We start from the raw sequence: 18896 nt of genomic DNA, 5'->3' as shown, positions 1-18896 counted from the left end.
CAGTGTACCAGAAGCCAGGCGCCACCAACGTTGACTCTGTTACAGATTTTGTTCAGCAAAACTGGCCAATCGTGACCGCACCACGCCATTGAGATAAACGTTGGCGCTGCCTTCAAACATCTTGAACCGTTCCACCAGATAGGTCAGGCCAGAATTGACCGCCGTCAGGTAGTTAGAATCAATTTGCGCTAAGTTGCCACTGCAGACCAGTTTGCTGCCCTCGCCCATTCGGGTGATCAAGGTTTTCACTTGCGATGGCGTTAGATTTTGACACTCATCCAGCAACACAAAGCTGTTTTGAATCGAACGACCACGCATAAAGTTGACCGATTTAAACTGAATGTTGGCCTTATCCATAATGTATTGCAGGCTGCCACTGGGGCTTTCGTCGTTCTTATGCAACACCTCTAAGGTATCGGTAACCGCCGCCAACCACGGCATCATTTTTTCCTCTTCGCTGCCGGGCAAAAAGCCGATCGACTCGGCAATTTCCGGGGTATTACGCGTCACAATCACCCGATCATAACGGCGCAATTCAATCACTTGTTCCAACGCTGCCGCCAGCGCCAACAAGGTTTTGCCAGAACCGGCAGGGCCGGTCAGGATCACAATATCGATGTTGGGATCCAACAACGCCTGCAACGCCATCCCTTGGTGGATGTTTTTCGGATTAATTCCCCAGGCGTGAAAATTCATCATCCGCTCGCGGCCAAAGTCTCGAATGGTCGCGTGCTGCTGGTCAATCTTGACCACTTGGCCACAAAACTCATCGCCCCCATCCAGCAGAAACTGGTTCAAGTACAGCGACTCATCCCCTAACTGCGCCAGCGGAATGCGGTGCTCGGCAAACCGTCCCTGCTGGCGAGTTTGCACTTGCCCGAGCCGTTGCCAAAAGTCACCGTCAAACTCGGTAAACCCCTTGGCCAAATAGCGGATATCGTCGATCAGTTGATCGGAACGGTAATCCTCGACCAAGCGCAGGCCGCCGCCCTTAGCTTTAATCCGCATATTGATGTCTTTGGTCACCAGCACCACCGGCCGTTGGCTGCGGCGTTGCAGGTGCAAGGCGACATTGATGATGCGGTTGTCGTTGTGATCCCCGGGCAGATCGATGGCGTTGGCAAATTGCAGTTGGTGATCCGGGAAGATCAATAAATTGCCGGTCGGAACGTCGATGCCGCTGGTACGCAGCGGTACCCCCTCTAACAGCGCTTCCGGCTCGGCGCCACCGACGCAATCTTCCAACGCGCGAATGGCAACACGGGCTTCACGGGCGACATCTTTTTTACGGTCTTTGATCTGATCCAACTCCTCCAGTACCGTCATCGGCACCACCACGTCGTGTTCATCGAAGGAGTAGATCGCAAGGGGATCGTGCAGCAGCACGTTGGTATCTAAAACGAAAAGCTTTTTGTCGGACTGGACCATGACGCCTCCATTGCAAATGGGGTTCACCCAAGGTTACAGCATGACCAGTAACAAGGATCGTCTTGGCCAAATGCCAGCAACCAACCGGTGAGATTGGTATAGAATCTATCCAATTAATCCGTCGAATTTGCGACCACCGCTGGCAGACCGACCGTCAACCAACGCGCGCGATGATGGGGCAGCAGCAACGTCCCACTACTATCTCAACATGCCACAATAACCGTTGCCGCAGCAATCAACGGTTTTGGCCGAATAAGCAGATGAATGGCCGCCATTTTTTGGGTAAGATACGCGCCTTTTTTTGCCAGCCACTCGCCATCAGGAGTTCTCCCCGATATGTCCTTTGCTTTAGGTCAACGCTGGATCAGCGACACCGAATCAGATCTTGGCCTCGGCACTGTTGTGGCCATCGAAGGCCGCATGGTAACCGTGCTATTCCCTGCCACCGGCGAAACCCGCCTGTTCGCCATCCAAGAAGCGCCATTGACCCGAGTGGTGTTCAACCCAGGGGATGAGATCACCAGCCACGAAGGCTGGCGTATGACCATCAGCGAAGTGGAAGAACAAAATGGGCTGCTGACCTATCACGGCAGCAAACAGGAAGATGGTGAGGCCGTTAGCCTGCGCGAGACTCTGCTGGACCATCAGATCCGCTTTAACAAGCCGCAAGATCGCCTGTTCGCCGGCCAGATTGACCGGATGGAGTACTTCGTTACCCGTTACCTGTGTCAGCAGCAGCGCCACGCCATGCAGCAAAACTCGCTGCGCGCCCTGCAAGGCCCACGCGCCGGTTTGATCCCGCACCAGCTGTACATCGCCAACGAAGTGGGTCAGCGTCACGCCCCGCGAGTACTGCTGGCCGATGAAGTGGGTCTGGGCAAAACCATCGAAGCCGGCCACATCATCCATCAGCAACTGCTGAGCGGCCGCGTCGAGCGGGTGCTGATTCTGGTGCCAGAGAACCTGCAGCACCAGTGGCTGGTCGAGATGCTGCGCCGCTTTAACCTGCGCTTCGCCCTGTTTGATGAAGAGCGTTGCATCGAAGCCTACGCCGACAGCGACAACCCGTTTGATACCGAACAGTTGGTGATCTGCTCACTGGATCTGCTGCGCAAGAAGAAGCGTTTTGAACAAGCGCTGGATGCCAACTGGGATCTGCTGGTGGTCGATGAAGCGCACCATCTGGAGTGGAGCGAAGACAAACCAAGCCGCGCCTACCAGATTGTCGAAGAGCTGGCCGAGGAAGTACCTGGGGTACTGCTGCTGACGGCAACCCCAGATCAGCTCGGTCACCAGAGCCACTTCGCCCGTCTGCGCCTACTCGATTCCGATCGTTTCTACGATTACGAAGCGTTCCTAAAAGAGGAACAGGAATACCAGCCAGTAGCAGACGCCGCCGAAGCGTTGCTGGAACAGCGCACCCTGACCGAAGCGGAGAACGCCGCATTGGTGGCGCTACTGCCAGCTCAAGACATTAGTGCACCATTGGCCGCGATTGCCGCTGGCGATAACGTCGCTCGCGCCAAGCTGCTAAAAGAGCTACTGGACCGTCACGGCACCGGCCGGATGCTGTTCCGTAACACCCGCGCTGGCGTTAAAGGCTTTACCGCCCGTCAACTGCATCGCCACGAAGTGGAACTGCCAAGCCAGTACGCCACTGCGGTGAAAGTCTCCAACATGTTTGGCGGCGCTAAGACCACCGAACAGCAGATCATCAACAACCTTTACCCAGAAAAACTGTACCAGCAGTTTGAAGGCGACAAGGGCGGTTCCAGCTGGTGGCAATTCGACAGCCGCGTTAACTGGCTGCTGGAGTTCTTAAAAGCCAACCGCTCTAAGAAAGTGCTGGTGATCGCCTCACAGGCCAACACCGCGCTGCAGCTGGAAGAAGCGCTGCGCACCCGCGAAGGCATTCAAGCCGGGGTGTTCCACGAGGGGATGTCGATTCTTGAGCGTGATAAAACCGCCGCTTACTTTGCCCAAAGTGAAGGTGGTGCGCAGGTGATGATCTGTTCCGAGATTGGCTCTGAAGGTCGTAACTTCCAGTTCGCCCATCAGCTGGTGATGTTCGATCTGCCACAAAACCCTGATCTGCTGGAACAGCGCATCGGCCGTCTGGACCGTATCGGTCAGACCCAAGATGTGCAGATCCACGTGCCGTACATCAAAGACAGCGCCCAGCAGCACCTGCTGGATTGGTTCGATCGCGGCATGGACGCGTTTGAGCACAACTGCCAAGGCGGTCACCTGCTGTACGACGAGTTTGGTGAGCAACTGATTTCAGTACTGGCCGGCAACATCGACGGCCTTGATCCACTGATCGAGCAAACCGCCGCCCGCGCCGCCGAGCACAAAGCGGCGCTAGAAGCCGGTCGTGACCGTCTGCTGGAGATCAACTCCAACGGCGGCGACCAAGCGCAAGAGCTGGTGGCGCAGCTGCAGAAGGCCGACGACGACACCGACTTCATCAGCTTTATGTTGAAGCTGTGGGATGTGATTGGCGTGCATCAGGACGATCGCGGTGAAAACGCGGTGGTGCTGCGCCCAACCGAGCAGATGCTGTACCCAAGCTATCCGGGGCTGCCGGAAGATGGCTGCTCGATCACCTTCGATCGTGACACCGCCCTGTCCCGCGATGACTTCCAGTTCATCACCCCAGCGCACCCGATGGTGGCTGCCGGTATCGATCTGATCACCAGCTCTGAAACCGGCTGTACCGGCGTATCGCTGCTGAAAAACAAGGCGCTGCCAGCCGGCACCATCTTCTTGGAGCTGATCTACGTTGCCGAAGCCATTGCCCCAGCCGAAGTGCAGATTGGCCGCTTCTTGCCGCCAACCCCAATTCGCATGCTGATGGACAAAACCGGTAAGGATCTGGGTAAGAACATCGACTTCCACTCTTTCAACAATCAGTTGGTGCCAATCAACCGTCACGTTGGCTCGAAGTTGGTGTCTGCCTCGCAAGCGGTGCTGCACCCGCTGATCGCCGCCGCCGAAGGCCAAGTGGCACAGCAACTGGCTGAACTGGTAGGCGCCGCCGAGCAGAAGATGAACGACGAACTGGGCGCGGAACTGGAGCGGATGCAAGCGCTGAAAGCGGTTAACCCAAACATCCGTGACAGCGAACTGGACGCCATCCGCGAACAGATGAGCATGGTTAAGGCCCATCTAAATCGCGCTCAAATTCAGTTGGATGCGATCCGCCTGATCGTGGTGACCCCACAGTAATCCAAGCTAAACGCTAGCCACGCCCAGCCTAATTAGGCTGGGCGTTTTTGTATCGGCGTTAATCACATTTTGTCATCGGAATGAGGCTTGCACCCTGCTTGCTAAGCGCCTAAAATCGCGGCGAAATTACTATTTTCGAGGTCAGTATGGACCCTATTCCCAGTCCCAGGTGGGAACAATTAAACGAACCGTGCAACAATTACTCACGGTAAACAGAGTCCATATCTGATGGGGATCGCCTCCCCGCTGGCTCTGTTTCCGTATTCGGAGGTGGACCATGCAAAAGGCTGAACTTTTTGCCACCCTCAGCGACGCTCTCGCTGTCAGCGACAAGCACGCCATCCGTGCTGAGCTGGACCAAATGCACGCGGCCGACTTTGCGCTGGCCGTGGATGAATTCGATGCACCAGTAGCGGCCAAGCTGCTGGATCTGCTGTCACTTCGCGATCACGCCGAAGTCTTCGCCTATCTCGATCCGCAAAAACAAGCGGACATCGCCGAGGGCATGCCGCGCAATGAACTGGCGGCGCTGTTCTCGCAGATGGAATCGGACGAGCGGGCGGATCTGTTTAACCAACTGTCGCCAGAGCAACAGCAAGCGCTGCTGCCGGGCTTGGCGCAAGCGGAGCGGGAAGACGTACGCCGCCTGGCGTCCTACCCAGAGAAAACCGCCGGGGCGATGATGACCTCGGACTACGCCACCTTGCGCAGTCACTGGCCGGTACGCAAAGCCCTGCAACGACTGCGGTTGGAAGCGCCAGACAAAGAGACCATCTACCAAACCTACGTGATCGACGGCGATCGCCACTTGGTCGGTACCATCTCGCTGCGCGAGTTGATCCTCTCTAACCCAGAAAGCCTAGTGGCCGACATCATGCTCACCGAGGTGCTGTATGTGCGGGTCGATGACGATCAGGAAGAAGTTTCCGACAAGATCCGCCACTACGACTTGCTGGCACTGCCGGTGGTCGACAGCGCTGACCGCTTAGTCGGGATCTGTACCTACGATGACGCCATGGACGCGGTGGTGGCCGAAGCCACCGAAGATGCCCAGAAAGCCGGTTCAGTATCGGCGCTGGAAACCACCATGGATAAGGTCGGCAAGTGGGAGCTGTACCGCAAACGTATTGGTTGGCTGATCTTGCTGGTGTTTGGCTCGCTGCTCTCCGGTGCCGGCATCGCCCATTTCGAGCATGTGATTGAAGCCAACGTCGCCTTGGTGTTCTTTATGCCACTGTTGGTGGGCGCGGGCGGTAACGCCGGTTCACAGGCCGCAGCACTGATGGTGCGGGCACTGGCCACCGGTGAAGTGGAACTGAAAGACTGGTTTGGGGTACTCGGCCGCGAAGTGGTGGTGGCTGGTGCACTGGGTCTGACCATGGGCGCGGTGGTCGCTGGCCTTGGCTGGTTCCGCGGTGGCGAGGAGATCGCCATTGTCGTTACCGCCGCAATGATCTGCGTGGTGATGGTCGGCTCGCTGATCGGCCTGTCGCTGCCGTTCTTGCTGTCCAAGATCAACCTCGATCCGGCCACCGCCTCCGGCCCGCTGGTAACCACCATCGTCGATGCCACCGGGATGGTGATCTACCTCGGCTTTGCCGCTTGGGTGCTGGGACTGTCGGTGTAAACACCGCAGCGAAGCGCAGTTTTTAGTGATTAGTAGCTCAGCAGTAGCGCCAACGTCGCCGCTCTGGCTTTGGCTCTTACTAATCACTATTAACTACCAACTAACAACTTCTAACAGCTAACTGCCAACTGATAACTCGCTTAACAAAAAAAGAGCAGCCCTAGGGCTGCTCTTGTTGTTTCTGAACTTGGCGATTACGCCCCCAGCGGCGTCACCGGCAAGGCGGTCACGCTGCGCTGATCGACATCAACATCACCGATGGTAACTTTGATGATGTCGGCCAGACGCAGAGCGATCTCGCTGTCGAAGCGGGCAATCGCGGCATCGCCATCGATCGCCAAGCGCTCTTTGGCCACCGACAACAGGCTGGCAGGGATAAACGCCGCCGCGCCATTTTCCAGCAGACGAACACGAGCGCCGCCACGGTTGATGTCGATCACCTCACCGGTAAATTCGGTCTTGCTGCCCTGCTCCGCTTTGAGGTAGCGGGCGTACAACCAATCACCCACGTGACGTTCACACATCCGGTGCAGTTTGCGCATCTTCGCCAGTTGCAGCAGCAGCGCTTCATCGACATTTTGGCTTGGCTCTTGCCCTGCAACCATCGCTTTTAGCAGACGGTGGTTAACCATGTCGCTGTACTTACGAATTGGTGAGGTCCACGTGGCGTACCCTTCCAAACCCATACCAAAGTGCGGCATCGCGGTGCCTGCCACTTCGGCAAAGGCTTGCAGCTTACGAATGCGGGCATCCAAGTAGCCGCTGTCCTGCTTGTCGAGCACCCGGCGCAGGGCGCAGTAGCCACCCAGAGTTTGCAGTTGCTCGGCATCGAAGCTCAGATGATGCTCCGCCAGCAGCTCAATCACCTTACCGACCCGCTCGCTATCGAGACCGGCGTGGGCGTTAAACACCCCTTGGCCGACGGTTGCCGCCAAACGTTCCGCACAGGCGGCGTTAGCAACGATCATGCACTCTTCAACGATGCGGTTGGCGGTACGGCGATGATCGACGTGGATGTTCAGCACATTGCCGTTGTCGTCCACCTCAAAGCGGTAGTCTGGACGATCTGGGAACACCAGCGCATTCTCTTTACGCCAGGCGGTGCGGGCATTGGCGATGGCGTGCAATTGGGTTACTTGGGCCGCAATCACCTCGTTGGCTGGCTGCCAACCGCCCTCAACCCCATCCAAGAAATCGGAGACGTGGTCGTACACCAGTTTGCCCTGCGAGCGGATGGTGGCCAGGAAGAACTCGGCATTTGGCTGCAGTTCGCCATTGGCGGCGATATCGATGTGGGCACACAATGCTGGACGATCCTCGCCCTCCACCAGTGAGCACAGCTCGTCCGCCAACTGACGCGGCAGCATCGGCACGTTGTAACCCGGCAGATATTGGGTCAGACAGCGCTTAAACGCCTCTTGGTCAACGTCATCGCCCGGACGCACGTAGGCGGTTGGATCGGCAATCGCCACGGTTAGGCGCCAACCATTGTCGGTGGCTTCGATGTACAGCGCGTCGTCCATATCTTTGGTGGACTCACCATCGATGGTGACAAACGGCAGCGCGGTCAGATCGCGACGGTCGCTGTTATCTAAACTCCAATCCGCTGGGCCTTCAGGTTCCACTTTCGCCAACTCATGCTTCGCCAGAATCACCCACCATGGCACGTGCGGATCGTCAGTCGCGGCAACAAACTCGCTGATCTCAGCGATAAAGCTGTTGTCGTCAGGACGAAGCGGGTGACGCTTCAGATGCGCCACTACATAGTCGCCATCTTTCAGTGACTGCTCATCGATGTTCTTCTTAACCCGAGCCCGCAGCCCGATGCGGATCATCGGGTGATCCGGCACCACATTGATGCGGCCTTTAAACCACTGCACCCGCGCAATAAAACGATCCAGACCGGCTTCCACAAGCTCCTCTGGCTCAGCGGAAGTCTTGTCACCTTCGGTGCGCAGTACCGCTTTAACGCGATCGCCGTGCAGCACCTTTTTCATCATTGGCGGCGCAATAAAGTGACTTTCGCCTTTATCGGTCTCCAGAAAGCCATAACCTTTGGCGGTGGCCTTGATCTGCCCCTCAACGGTGGGCAGGGTTTCGCGGATCTGCGCTTTTAATTGCAGCAGCAGCGGATTGTTCTGAAACATTGAGGGACTCTCGCTGGTGGGCGTAAAAATTAAGGTGAGGATTGTACGGCATCAGGCTGACATGGCAATGATGCCGATCCTCTCAAGCAACGCAGTTTTGCGGCTGACCATTGAGGTAGGCGGCCACATTGGCCACGGCAATGTTCAATAAGTTCTGCCGCGCCTCGATGGTCGCCCAGGCATTGTGCGGGGTGATGGTGCAATTGGGCGCGCTCAGCAGCGGGTTATCCGCTTGCGGAGGCTCGCTCGACAGCACATCCAAACCGGCACCGGCAATCACCCCACGCTTCAGGGCATCGGCCAGATCCGCTTCCTGCACCAGACCGCCCCGGGATGTATTAATCAGCAGGGCTGTTGGCTTCATGGTCGCCAACAGTGCCGCGTTAACGAACTGAGTATTTTCGGCGGTTTGCGGACAGTGCAGGCTGACCACATCAGCTTCGGCAAACAGTTGCGCTTGCGACACCCAGCGATAGCCCTGCGGCAGGTCGGCAATCGGGCTGCGGGTGCTAACCAGAATGTTCATATTAAAGCCGCGAGCCATCCGCGCCGCCGCTTGGCCGATGGCGCCAAAGCCCATCACCCCAAAGGTTTTACCCGCCAATCCCATCAATGGGCTATTCCAAAAGCAGAATTGGCTGCTGCGAAGCCACTGCCCTTGTTGCACCGCTTGATGATGCTGCTGCACCGCACTGGCAAAATTCAGCAGATGCGCCAGCGCCATCTGCGCCACCGATTCCGGGCCATAAGCTGGCACGTTGGTCACCACGATCCCGCAGCGCTGGGCGGCGTTTAGATCAACCACGTTAACGCCGGTGGCGGTCACCCCGATGTACTTCAACTTCGGCAACTGAGCCAATTCAGCCTCGCCCAGCACCACCTTGTTGGTTAATACGATTTCGGCATCGGCAGCGCGTTCAAGCAGCTCACTGGCGTCACAGTTGTCATACACTGCGACGCTGCCGAGGTCGTCTAGCCCCTGCCAGCTCAGATCGCCAGGATTTAGGGTTTGCCCATCTAGCACCACGATTGCGGCCATATACACTCCAAAGTAAACCGATTGCAGGTTATCCAAGTAGACAACCACACATAGTATCGCGGCAAATCATCATGAAACTAAATCTGATTGAGAAACTGGCGCTAAACAATCCGCTGCGGGCGGCCATTCAAACTCACATCGAAACGCCGATGCTGCAAGCGATGGGGACCGAGTTACCGATTGAATACGCGTTAGAGATCGGGGTCGGTCAGGGCGTTGGTAGCGGGTTGATCAAACAGCAGTTCGGCGCCCAGAAAGTGCTTGGATTGGATCTGGATCCGGCCATGTTAAAACGAGCGCAACAACGCCATCCGTCGCAGCGGTATCTGCAGGCCGACTGCAGCCAACTGCCGTTGGCAGACAATCAGTTTGACGGTCTATTCGCCTTTGGGGTGATCCATCACGTCCCAGATTGGCGGCGGGCAATCAAAGAGTTGACCCGGGTCGCCAAGCCCGGTGCCCGTTTTTATTCGATGGAGGTGTTTCGCAGCCTGATCTGCCACCCGCTGTGGAAGCGGGTATTGCAACATCCGCAACATGACCGCTTTGACCAGCAGCAATTTATTCAGGTATGGCAACAACATGGATGGCGGTTAGAGGGAAGCCGCCGGTTTACCAGCGGCTTAGGTTGGCAGCGATTACGTTATCAGCCTGCCAGCGTTGCCCTGCACCGCGTGGCATAACAACGCCCGCGGTTAGTTTTTAACTTCTAACTGACAACTAATGACTGACAACTGCTAACGACCAGCCGTTATCGGCTAAAACCGCACTACCACGCCGATGCTGGCCTGCCCCTGAAAGAAGCCGTTGGACTCAATCCGCAGAGTGCAATTGCCATCGCTGTCCGGGCAAACCAGTTTGGTCGAGCTGTCATAGCCGGTATAGAAGCCGCGCAACTCAGCATACAGCCCAAGATTTTCCAGCGGCATATAGCGAGCCCCTAGTGCCAACCCTAAAGAAAACGCCAACTCGTCGGAGTAATTGCCACTGGGTTTCAGGTGCGTCGCACCGATACTGGCGCTGAGGTAGGGCTCCAAATCACCCCGCGGGAAGTATAAGCTGCCGCCAAAATGGTAGTAGCTAACATCAACGTCAACGCCGTTAGAGGGAGCAATGCTGCCCTCCTTAAAGCGGGTCGATTGAGTGCTATAGAGCAGATAAACGTTGCCGGGATCGGGGGTTTCCATGCCGATCATCAGGCCAACATGGCTGTCGTCGTCGATCTCCAAGTCACCCACATCGGTGCGCTCTTGATCCGGTAATTTGCTGGTGACCTCGAGATCACCACCAAAAGAGGCGCCATACATCGGCGCCACAAACCAACGTGATTCCGCTTGCACCAGAGGCGCCGTCAGTAACGCCACCAATGACACACTCAACATCCTGAGCAACTTCATCTGACTCTCCTTGTACTAGGGTAACTAGCCCTCTTTGCGCGCCTTGATAAACTCCCAAGCCGCTTGGATCTGTTGGCTTTTCTCTTGCGCTACTTTAGCCATCTCTGGCGGCAAGCCTTGGCTGGCCAGTTTGTCCGGATGGTGTTGCGACATCAGCTTACGATAGGCGCGCTTGATGGTGCGAATATCGTCCTGTTCGCTAACCCCTAAGATCTGACACGCATCTTTTAGGTTCATCCCCTGCTGCTGGCCATGCTGGCCTCCTTTAGCGCGGGCAATCATCTGCTCCAGTTGATCGCGGCTAAAGCCCAGTTCGTGCGCCACCATCTGCAGCAAACGCATCTCTGGCGGCTGAATGCTGCCATCCGCCAGCGCCACCACAATCTGGATCTCGACAAACATCATCGCCAAGTCGCGACGGAACTTCAGCGCCAAGCCCAACTGTTTTAGCCGCTGATGGATTGGGTAATCACTGGCTTTACCTTCGCGATAGGCCCGTTGTGCCGCTTCACGAGCGCTGCCGCGCAGCCCTAACTGATCCATCAACTGCGATGCCAAGGCGATATCTTCCGAGGTTACCTGGCCGGTGCTCTTGGCGATATGACCCATCACCGCAAAAGTGGTGTGAAAGAATGGATTGGCCCGTTTCCGTTTGCCTCTGGCATCGATAAAACGATGGCCCAAGTAAGCCCCAATCAACAGCCCAAACACCGAGCCTTTACTGATAAACCAGCCAATGGCAGCGCCAATCACCTTACCCCAAATGCGCATTGAGCGTGTTCTCCAACTCGGTTAAGCGTTGCACGGTGCCAACATCACACCAATGCGTTGTAATCTGCTGGCCACTGACCAAGCCATTAGCGGCGGCCTGTCGTAGCAGTGGCGCCAGCGGGAAATGCCCCTCTGGGCAACCCTCAAACAATAACGGGTGCAGCAGCGCACAGCCGCTGTAGGTTAAGCGGTTGTCGCCCTCATTGGCGACTAGCCCCTCACTCAAATGAAAGTCACCGCTCAGGTTATGAGCCGGGTTGGCGACCAACAACAGATGGGCCAGTTTACCCTGCGGCAACGACACTTGTTGCCACGGATGTGGGCAATAAACGTCGCCGTTAATTAGCAAAAATGGATCATTTCCCAATAGTGGCAGCGCTTTGGCAATGCCACCGCCGGTTTCCAGGGCATCAGGGCGCTCATCACTGTAATGGATTTCTAGACCAAAGCGGCTGCCATCACCCAACTGCTGTGGCAGTTGCTCGCCTAAGTGGCCTTGGTTGACCACCACCTCGGTAAAGCCCGCTTGCGCCAGCGCTTCAAGGTGGTACTCAATTAACGGCTTACCACACAGGCGAATTAATGGCTTTGGGGTGGTGTCGGTCAGCGGCCGCATCCGCTCACCACGACCAGCGGCTAAAATCATCGCTTTCATTGCTGTGACTCCAGTCGCTGCTGTTGCTCAGCCAACCACTGACCTAACGCTTGGGTTTCCGGATAGCGCAAGGCTACCTCAACCGCGTATTGCAGCACCCGAGGCAGATCCGCCAAATAGCCCGATTTGCCATCGCGGTGGTGCAGCCGAGCAAAGATCCCCAGCACCTTGAGGTGACGTTGCAAACCGGTTAAGTCAAACCAGCGGGTAAACTGGGCCAACGACACTTCAGCATCCACAAGGCCTGCTTTGATCAGGGTTTGATGCTGCTCGGCCACCAGTTCGGTCAGCAGTTTCTGATCCATCCGCCAATAACAATCCCGTAAGAGTGAAACGAGGTCGTAGGTGATCGGTCCCAGCACCGCCCCCTGATAGTCGATCAGCGCCAGATTGCCGCCAACCACCATCAGGTTGCGGCTGTGAAAATCTCGATGTACCCCCACTTGCGGCTGTGCGGCGGCGTTAGCCAACAACGCCTGTTTCGCTTGTTGCCACGCCTCGGCTGGCAGTTCAATCTGCAGATGCTCGCCGGCAAACCATTGCGGTAGCAGTTCCAGCTCAAAATCGAGCATCGCCGCATCGTACGCCGGCAACGGTCCAAGTTCGGTTGTGGTTAACCGGCAAAAATGCGGTTGCAGCGCCAACGCTTTGCGATACCAACACCCCACATCGGCACGGCTTAGCATCTTGTAAAAGTGGGTGTCACCAAGATCATTCAGTACCAAAAAACCCTGTTCTAGGTCTTGTGCCAAGATGGTGGGTACCGGCAACCCCTGCGCGGCACAGGCGTTGGTGACCGCTACGAATGGTCGGCAATCCTCTAAATGCGGCGGCGCATCCATGGCAATTTCACTGCGGCCATCGCGCTGATAACGGAAATAACGCCGGAAGCTAGCATCGGCGAAAATCGGCTCAGGTGGCGGCAATGTTTGTTGCCACTGTTGTTCGAGCCAACGGTGTAATTGTTGTGCTCTTGGGTCTACGGTCATGCCGGTCCCTAACATGGTCGAATGGTCAAAATTGCTTTATCATACCGAAGTTTTTCCACGACCATGTAACCACTGTGGAATTGTCGACAAAAGCCACTTAGGCTCTTATTTTGGCTGACGTAAATCACGGCAGCCGCCGATGCTTGACTATTTGGGACCCCATGCGTTTTTCCCTGATTTTAGCCTTCAGTTGTAGCCCGTTTGCCGCTTGGGCAGCAACCACCATCGACGACAGCCAGTGTGTTGTGTCACTGCCTGAGGGCATCGAAGCGCCACAATTTAGCGGCAATGCCAGCGATCCCGAGATCCGCATCCGTGCCGATCGCAGTGAAGCCTACAGCGGCCAAACCGCAGTATTTGAGGGCAACGTCAAACTGATCCAAGGCCATCGCCAGATCAGCACCGATCGCGCCACTATCGACCAGCAAACCGAAACCATCACTGCCGAAGGTGGTCTGATCTACCAAGATCCGGATGTCACCATTGTGGCCACCGATCTGGCGGCGGATTCCGGCACCGAAAAGGCTGAGCTGAGTCGCGCCGACTATTGGTTAAATGGCAAGCAGGTACACGGAAGCGCAGAGCAAATCCTGTTGCAGGAAAATAAGGATATTTCGCTGTTTGACACTAGCTTTACCACCTGCTCCAGTGACAATCCGGAATGGGCGTTGCGAGCTAAATCGGTCGAGATCGACAGCGAAACCGAATGGGGTGAGATCTGGCACGCCAAAGTCGAAGTGTTTGGCACACCGATATTCTATGTGCCGTATATGACCGTCCCGATCACCGATAAACGCAAGACTGGCTTCCTTTTTCCTAGCTTTAGCAGCGGTTCTAAAAATGGCTTTGACTACATTCAGCCGTACTACTGGAACATCGCTCCTAACTTGGATGCGACCCTGACTACCCAAGTGATGACAAAGCGTGGCACCGCGGTTCGTGGTATGGGGCGTTATTTGCAACCTTGGGGTCAAGGCCAACTGCATCTGGAATATCTAGGTAACGACAAATTAGCCGAAGCCGATGAGGTCAACGATCGCTATTTGGTGCACTTTAAGCACTCCGGCAAATTGAACAAAAATTGGCGACTGTACGCCGATTACACCAACATCAGTGATGATAACTACTTCACCGATATCACCAGCGATGTACAAAGCGCCTCTGATAATCAGATCAGCGCTAAGGGGCAATTGGCGTACTTTGAAAGCAATTGGAACGTTACCTTTACCGCCCACCATATCGATGTTCTGGGGGATTTAGAGCAACCGTATCGGATAATGCCGGCGGTCGACTTTAACTACTTTCAGCACCAGTTGCCGTACGGCCTGCATTTTGACTTAAATAGTGAGTTAACTCGGTTTGAACACCCCGACAGCGACCAGCTATCGGCTACTCGTTGGCACTTCGAACCAACGCTGTCGTTGCCAATCGTCCGTCCGGCGGGCAGTTTGACTTCGGAAGTCAAACTGATGCAAACCTTCTATCAGCAAGATATTCCGACCACTACGGACAACAACGATTACCTAGGTTTGGATGAATCGGTCAGTCGTTTTATCCCGCAGATGCGCGTTCATGGCCAAATCAACTTTGATCGCAAGTTCGAATTGGGTCAGCAGCAGTTCCGGCAAACGTTGGAACCACAGTTCCAGTATTTGTTTGTGCCTTATGAAGATCAGGACAACATCGCCCTGTATGATACCGGCCGCTTGCAAGATGATTACCTTGGCTTATTCCGTGATCGCCGCTACTCCGGTCTGGACCGGATCGCTGACGCCAATCAGTTAACCGTTGGGGTCGCCTCGCGGCTGTTTGACGCAGGCCAGCACGAGATCGCCAGCGTGGCACTGGGGCAGATCTTCTACTTTGACGACACCCAAGTGACCATTCCGGTTGACGGCGCGGAAAGCACCACTGAACAAGCTGGAACCTCGGCCATTGCTGCTGAAGCGCAGTGGCAGATCGACCGCTTTTGGTACACCCACGCGTCACTGCAATTTGACAGCGAAAACGGCGAACTGAACAAGTCAGAGGTGTTACTCAACTATCAGATGGACGATAATCGCTCACTGCAGTTGTCTCATCGCTACGTCGCCAATCTGGGTGATGACGTAAATGGTGTTCCCGTCGATATCAATCAAGTCGGCCTGCGGATGACTTGGCCACTGGCACAAGACATCTACATGTTCGGTAACTACTACTACGATACCAACTTGAGTCGCTCAATTGAGTCGCTCGCGGGAATCCAATACGAATCCTGCTGTTGGGCGATTCAGGTGGCTTACTACAATGAGTTGCAAACCGACTTTACCGGTGAGACCTACGACTCAATTCGGGTCTCCAACGAATTTGATCAGGGCTTTCGCTTCAACTTTATGTTGAAAGGCTTAGGTTCCACTGGTCCGCTAGGGGTTGCAGATATGCGCGATGAAGGGCGCTTTAGCTACCGCAAAACCCAGTATACCGGAAACTAATTGGCGGCCGCCGCAGTCAAAACGGCAACCGATAACGTGACAGCTAATCACCTCGCCACAACCGGCGAGCCAGGATGGATATAACAATGAAGCTTCGACATACCCTAATTGCCGCCGTGCTGATGCCTATGCTGGCGTGGTCTGCCCCGCAACCGCTGGATCATGTGGCGGTGCTGGTAAACGACGGCATCATTTTAGAAAGCGAGATTGGCGAACGGTTAGAGAGCGTTAAGCGCAACGCTCTGCAAGCCGGGCAACAGCTGCCATCCGACAGCGCGCTGCGCGCTCAAGTGATTGATCGCCTTATCAATGAATCACTGCAACTGCAGATGGCCGAGCGGATGGGGATGGTGATCAGCGATATCCAGCTAGATCAAACCCTAACCAACATGGCCAGCGAACAGGGACAGACTCTGGCGCAGTTACGCCAAACCATCGAATCCCAAGGCGGCAACTACACCGCTTATCGCGAGCAGGTGCGGCGCGAGATCACCATCGGTCAGGTACAACGCATTCAAGTGCAGCGCCGGGTGCAGATCTCCCCACAAGAGATCGACACCTTAGTGAGCCTGATTAAAGAGCAGGGCCTGCAGAGCGCCGAGTTCCATGTCGGCCACATTCTGATCGACTTTGGCAACGACGAAAATGCCGCCCGTACTCGCGCCGACAAGGTGCTGCAGATGCTTAACGACGGTGCTGACTTCAAGAACACCGCCCTAGCGGCGTCATCCGGGCCGAAGGCGCTGGAAGGGGGCGATTGGGGTTACATGAACGTCAACGCCATGCCAACCCTGTTTGCCGAAGTGGTAACCGACGCCAAAGCCGGTGACATCATCGGTCCAATTAAAGGCGCTAACGGCTTCCATATCGTTAAGATCTTCGACACCCGCGGCATCGAAACCCAAGAGGTGGCCGAGGTCAACTCGCGCCACATCCTGTTAAAGCCATCGCCGATCCTCTCGGAAGATATGGCGCAACAGATGCTGCTGGAGTTTATCGAGCAGGTTAACAGCGGCGCCGCGGAGTTTGCCGATCTGGCAGAGCAACACTCTGACGATCCTGGTTCGGCCACCCGTGGCGGCGATCTGGGCTGGGCCGATCCCAACATGTACGTGCCGGAGTTCCGAGACACCATCAATCGTTTAGCCCCAGGGCAAACGTCGCAGCCATTTCGCTCTAGCCATGGCTGGCACGTGGTACAAGTGTTGGATAAGCGCACCAGTGATGCCACCGAAAGCATGAACACCGATCGCGCCTACCAGCTGCTGTTCCGCCGCAAAGCCGCTGAGCAATCTCAGGCTTGGCAGAACGAGATGCGCGCTGGCGCTTACATCGAGTTGCTCGACAAGCGCTCATGACCATTCGGATTGCGCTCACCCCAGGTGAACCTGCGGGGATCGGACCGGACTTGGCGGTGCAAATTGCCCAACAAGCGTGGCCGGTTGAGCTAGTGGTGTGCGCCGATCCAGAGCTGCTGAGCCAGCGGGCGAAGCAGCTTGGGTTGCCGTTAACACTGCAACCCTACCAGCCCAGTCAGGCGCCACGGCCGCAGCAAGCCGGTACCCTGACTATCGCGCCAACGGCGCTAGCGGCACCTTGCAACGTCGGCCAATTAGACGAAGCCAACGCCGCTTATGTGGTGGAAACCCTGCGCTTTGCCAGCGAACGCAACCTAAGTGGCGAATTTGCCGCGGTGGTGACCGGTCCGGTCCACAAAGGGATCATCAACCAAGCCGGAGTGCCGTTTTCTGGCCATACCGAATACTTTGCCCAACAGGCAGGGTGTCAGGATGTGGTGATGATGTTGGCCACCGAAGGGCTACAGGTGGCACTCGTGACCACCCATATCCCCTTGGCCTACGTTGCCAAGGCGATCACCCCAGAGCGGCTGGAAAAAGTGATCCGAATTCTGCACCACGATCTGCAGCGCAAGTTTGCCTGCCAGCAACCGCGGATCTTGGTGTGCGGCCTTAACCCTCACGCTGGTGAGGGCGGCCACTTAGGGCGCGAAGAGATCGACATCATCGAACCGACTCTGAACGCCCTGCGCAGCGAAGGAATGTTGCTAACCGGACCGCTACCCGCGGATACCCTGTTCCAACCGAAATACCTCGACCACGCCGACGCGGTGCTGGCGATGTACCATGATCAGGGGCTTCCGGTGCTAAAATACAAAGGCTTTGGCCAGTCGCTGAATATCACGCTGGGACTGCCCTTTATCCGTACTTCCGTCGACCACGGTACCGCCCTCGACTTGGCTGGCACAGGCCAAGCCGACGCAGGCAGTCTGAAGGTCGCCTTACGCAAAGCCATCGAGCTAGCGAGCAATCAACATTCATGAGCAATAACATTCACATGGGGCACCGCGCCCGTAAGCGGTTTGGGCAAAACTTCCTGCATGACATGAACGTCATCGATCGCATCGTCGGTGCCATCAGCCCAGACAACAACCACACCTTGGTCGAGATCGGCCCTGGCCTTGGCGCCCTAACCCAGCCAGTGGCGGAACAGGTAGAACGCCTGAACGTGGTCGAGTTGGACCGCGACTTGGCCGAACGCCTGCGCCACCAGCCACGTTGGGGCACCCGTCTGGTGATCCACGAAGGCGACGCCTTGAAGTTCGACTTCAGTTCGCTGGCGGAAGAAGGCAAAAAGATGAAGGTGTTCGGCAACCTGCCGTACAACATCTCCACCCCACTGATGTTCCACCTGTTTGAAACCGTGGACAACATGGCCAGCATGCACTTTATGCTGCAAAAAGAGGTGGTAGAGCGTCTGTGTGCTGGCCCTGGCCATAAGAACTACGGTCGCCTAACCGTAATGGCGCAGTACTACTGCAAAACCATGCCAGTACTGGAAGTACCACCAGGCTGCTTTACTCCGCCGCCAAAAGTGGACTCTGCGGTGGTTCGCTTGGTGCCACACGAAGTCAAACCATACCCGGCGGATGACATTCGTCAGCTGGAAAAACTGGTGGCTTCCGCGTTTGCGATGCGCCGTAAGACCCTGCGCAACAACCTCAAAGGTCAGCTGAACGACGAGGAGTTCGCCGAACTGGGGATCGACCCAACTCTGCGTCCGGAAAACATCAGCGTGCCAGAGTTCGTAGCGATGGCGAACCACATCAGTCGTCGCAAGGGCTAA

Annotated in this window: 14 protein-coding genes; 7 read left to right on the top strand and 7 right to left on the bottom strand. The window is 56.2% G+C overall.

The window, feature by feature from the left end; translation table 11 throughout:
- Positions 1-39 precede the first annotated feature (39 nt).
- The gene (locus G506_RS0103765) at positions 40-1428 is read right to left on the bottom strand and encodes a PhoH family protein (RefSeq protein ID WP_028115712.1); all 1389 of its coding nucleotides are present in this window, start codon (positions 1426-1428) and stop codon (positions 40-42) included.
- A gap of 336 nt (positions 1429-1764) precedes the next feature.
- Between G506_RS0103765 and rapA the strand changes: the two genes are divergently transcribed.
- The gene (gene rapA, locus G506_RS0103755; protein ID WP_028115711.1) at positions 1765-4656 is read left to right on the top strand and encodes an RNA polymerase-associated protein RapA; all 2892 of its coding nucleotides are present in this window, start codon (positions 1765-1767) and stop codon (positions 4654-4656) included.
- A gap of 277 nt (positions 4657-4933) precedes the next feature.
- Positions 4934-6283 (top strand): magnesium transporter, encoded by a 1350-nt coding sequence (mgtE, locus tag G506_RS0103750; protein WP_028115710.1) that lies wholly within the window; start codon positions 4934-4936, stop codon positions 6281-6283.
- 194 nt (positions 6284-6477) lie between these two features.
- Here mgtE and G506_RS0103745 read toward each other — a convergent pair whose 3' ends face one another.
- Positions 6478-8430, bottom strand: coding sequence for an exoribonuclease II (locus tag G506_RS0103745; RefSeq protein WP_028115709.1), 1953 nt, complete (start codon positions 8428-8430; stop codon positions 6478-6480).
- An 82-nt stretch (positions 8431-8512) separates the two neighbouring features.
- Complete coding sequence (locus G506_RS0103740; RefSeq protein WP_035387022.1) at positions 8513-9469, bottom strand: D-2-hydroxyacid dehydrogenase; 957 nt, start codon at positions 9467-9469, stop codon at positions 8513-8515.
- A 71-nt stretch (positions 9470-9540) separates the two neighbouring features.
- On the opposite strand from G506_RS0103740, the gene G506_RS18670 reads away from it, so the two are divergent.
- Positions 9541-10152, top strand: a complete 612-nt coding sequence (locus G506_RS18670) for a class I SAM-dependent methyltransferase (protein ID WP_051201883.1) — start codon at positions 9541-9543, stop codon at positions 10150-10152.
- A 75-nt stretch (positions 10153-10227) separates the two neighbouring features.
- Here G506_RS18670 and G506_RS0103730 read toward each other — a convergent pair whose 3' ends face one another.
- The 4 genes from G506_RS0103730 to G506_RS18665 are packed head-to-tail and all read right to left on the bottom strand — an operon-like array spanning position 10228 to position 13281.
- On the bottom strand, positions 10228-10866 hold the full coding sequence (locus G506_RS0103730) for an outer membrane beta-barrel protein (RefSeq protein WP_028115707.1): 639 nt from the start codon (positions 10864-10866) through the stop codon (positions 10228-10230).
- Positions 10867-10890: 24 nt separating this feature from the next.
- Positions 10891-11637 carry a co-chaperone DjlA gene (gene djlA / locus G506_RS0103725; RefSeq protein WP_028115706.1) on the bottom strand — a complete coding sequence of 249 codons (747 nt, stop codon included), beginning with the start codon at positions 11635-11637 and terminating at the stop codon, positions 10891-10893.
- The gene (gene murU / locus G506_RS0103720; RefSeq protein WP_028115705.1) at positions 11621-12292 is read right to left on the bottom strand and encodes an N-acetylmuramate alpha-1-phosphate uridylyltransferase MurU; all 672 of its coding nucleotides are present in this window, start codon (positions 12290-12292) and stop codon (positions 11621-11623) included. Before murU ends, djlA begins: the two co-directional genes overlap by 17 nt.
- Complete coding sequence (locus G506_RS18665; protein WP_035387020.1) at positions 12289-13281, bottom strand: aminoglycoside phosphotransferase family protein; 993 nt, start codon at positions 13279-13281, stop codon at positions 12289-12291. The genes murU and G506_RS18665 overlap by 4 nt, the downstream gene beginning before the upstream one ends.
- Positions 13282-13442: 161 nt before the next feature.
- Here G506_RS18665 and lptD point away from each other — a divergent pair, with 161 nt between their 5' ends.
- The 4 genes from lptD to rsmA all read left to right on the top strand — a co-directional run bounded on the left by lptD (position 13443) and on the right by rsmA (position 18896).
- Entirely contained in the window at positions 13443-15752 is a 2310-nt protein-coding gene (gene lptD, locus G506_RS0103710) for an LPS assembly protein LptD (protein WP_028115704.1), read from the top strand.
- Positions 15753-15838: 86 nt separating this feature from the next.
- Positions 15839-17110: a peptidylprolyl isomerase SurA gene (gene surA / locus G506_RS0103705; RefSeq protein WP_028115703.1), complete on the top strand. Its 1272-nt coding sequence runs from the start codon at positions 15839-15841 to the stop codon at positions 17108-17110.
- Complete coding sequence (gene pdxA / locus G506_RS0103700; RefSeq protein ID WP_028115702.1) at positions 17107-18093, top strand: 4-hydroxythreonine-4-phosphate dehydrogenase PdxA; 987 nt, start codon at positions 17107-17109, stop codon at positions 18091-18093. The genes surA and pdxA overlap by 4 nt, the downstream gene beginning before the upstream one ends.
- The gene (rsmA, locus tag G506_RS0103695) at positions 18090-18896 is read left to right on the top strand and encodes a 16S rRNA (adenine(1518)-N(6)/adenine(1519)-N(6))-dimethyltransferase RsmA (RefSeq protein ID WP_028115701.1); all 807 of its coding nucleotides are present in this window, start codon (positions 18090-18092) and stop codon (positions 18894-18896) included. The genes pdxA and rsmA overlap by 4 nt, the downstream gene beginning before the upstream one ends.

Origin of the sequence: Ferrimonas senticii DSM 18821 (genome assembly GCF_000422665.1) — a bacterium.
GTDB lineage: Bacteria > Pseudomonadota > Gammaproteobacteria > Enterobacterales > Shewanellaceae > Ferrimonas > Ferrimonas senticii.
The sequence above is the reverse complement of the archived record's forward strand: the minus strand, read 5'-3'. Positions and strand labels throughout refer to the sequence as shown.

What these genes read in the sequence shown, in the direction of transcription:
- G506_RS0103765 (WP_028115712.1), bottom strand. Translation starts at nt 1,428, where the DNA reads ATGGTCCAGTCCGACAAAAAGCTTTTCGTTTTAGATACCAACGTGCTG.
- rapA (WP_028115711.1), top strand. Translation starts at nt 1,765, where the DNA reads ATGTCCTTTGCTTTAGGTCAACGCTGGATCAGCGACACCGAATCAGAT.
- mgtE (WP_028115710.1), top strand. Translation starts at nt 4,934, where the DNA reads ATGCAAAAGGCTGAACTTTTTGCCACCCTCAGCGACGCTCTCGCTGTC.
- G506_RS0103745 (WP_028115709.1), bottom strand. Translation starts at nt 8,430, where the DNA reads ATGTTTCAGAACAATCCGCTGCTGCTGCAATTAAAAGCGCAGATCCGC.
- G506_RS0103740 (WP_035387022.1), bottom strand. Translation starts at nt 9,469, where the DNA reads ATGGCCGCAATCGTGGTGCTAGATGGGCAAACCCTAAATCCTGGCGAT.
- G506_RS18670 (WP_051201883.1), top strand. Translation starts at nt 9,541, where the DNA reads ATGAAACTAAATCTGATTGAGAAACTGGCGCTAAACAATCCGCTGCGG.
- G506_RS0103730 (WP_028115707.1), bottom strand. Translation starts at nt 10,866, where the DNA reads ATGAAGTTGCTCAGGATGTTGAGTGTGTCATTGGTGGCGTTACTGACG.
- djlA (WP_028115706.1), bottom strand. Translation starts at nt 11,637, where the DNA reads ATGCGCATTTGGGGTAAGGTGATTGGCGCTGCCATTGGCTGGTTTATC.
- murU (WP_028115705.1), bottom strand. Translation starts at nt 12,292, where the DNA reads ATGAAAGCGATGATTTTAGCCGCTGGTCGTGGTGAGCGGATGCGGCCG.
- G506_RS18665 (WP_035387020.1), bottom strand. Translation starts at nt 13,281, where the DNA reads ATGACCGTAGACCCAAGAGCACAACAATTACACCGTTGGCTCGAACAA.
- lptD (WP_028115704.1), top strand. Translation starts at nt 13,443, where the DNA reads ATGCGTTTTTCCCTGATTTTAGCCTTCAGTTGTAGCCCGTTTGCCGCT.
- surA (WP_028115703.1), top strand. Translation starts at nt 15,839, where the DNA reads ATGAAGCTTCGACATACCCTAATTGCCGCCGTGCTGATGCCTATGCTG.
- pdxA (WP_028115702.1), top strand. Translation starts at nt 17,107, where the DNA reads ATGACCATTCGGATTGCGCTCACCCCAGGTGAACCTGCGGGGATCGGA.
- rsmA (WP_028115701.1), top strand. Translation starts at nt 18,090, where the DNA reads ATGAGCAATAACATTCACATGGGGCACCGCGCCCGTAAGCGGTTTGGG.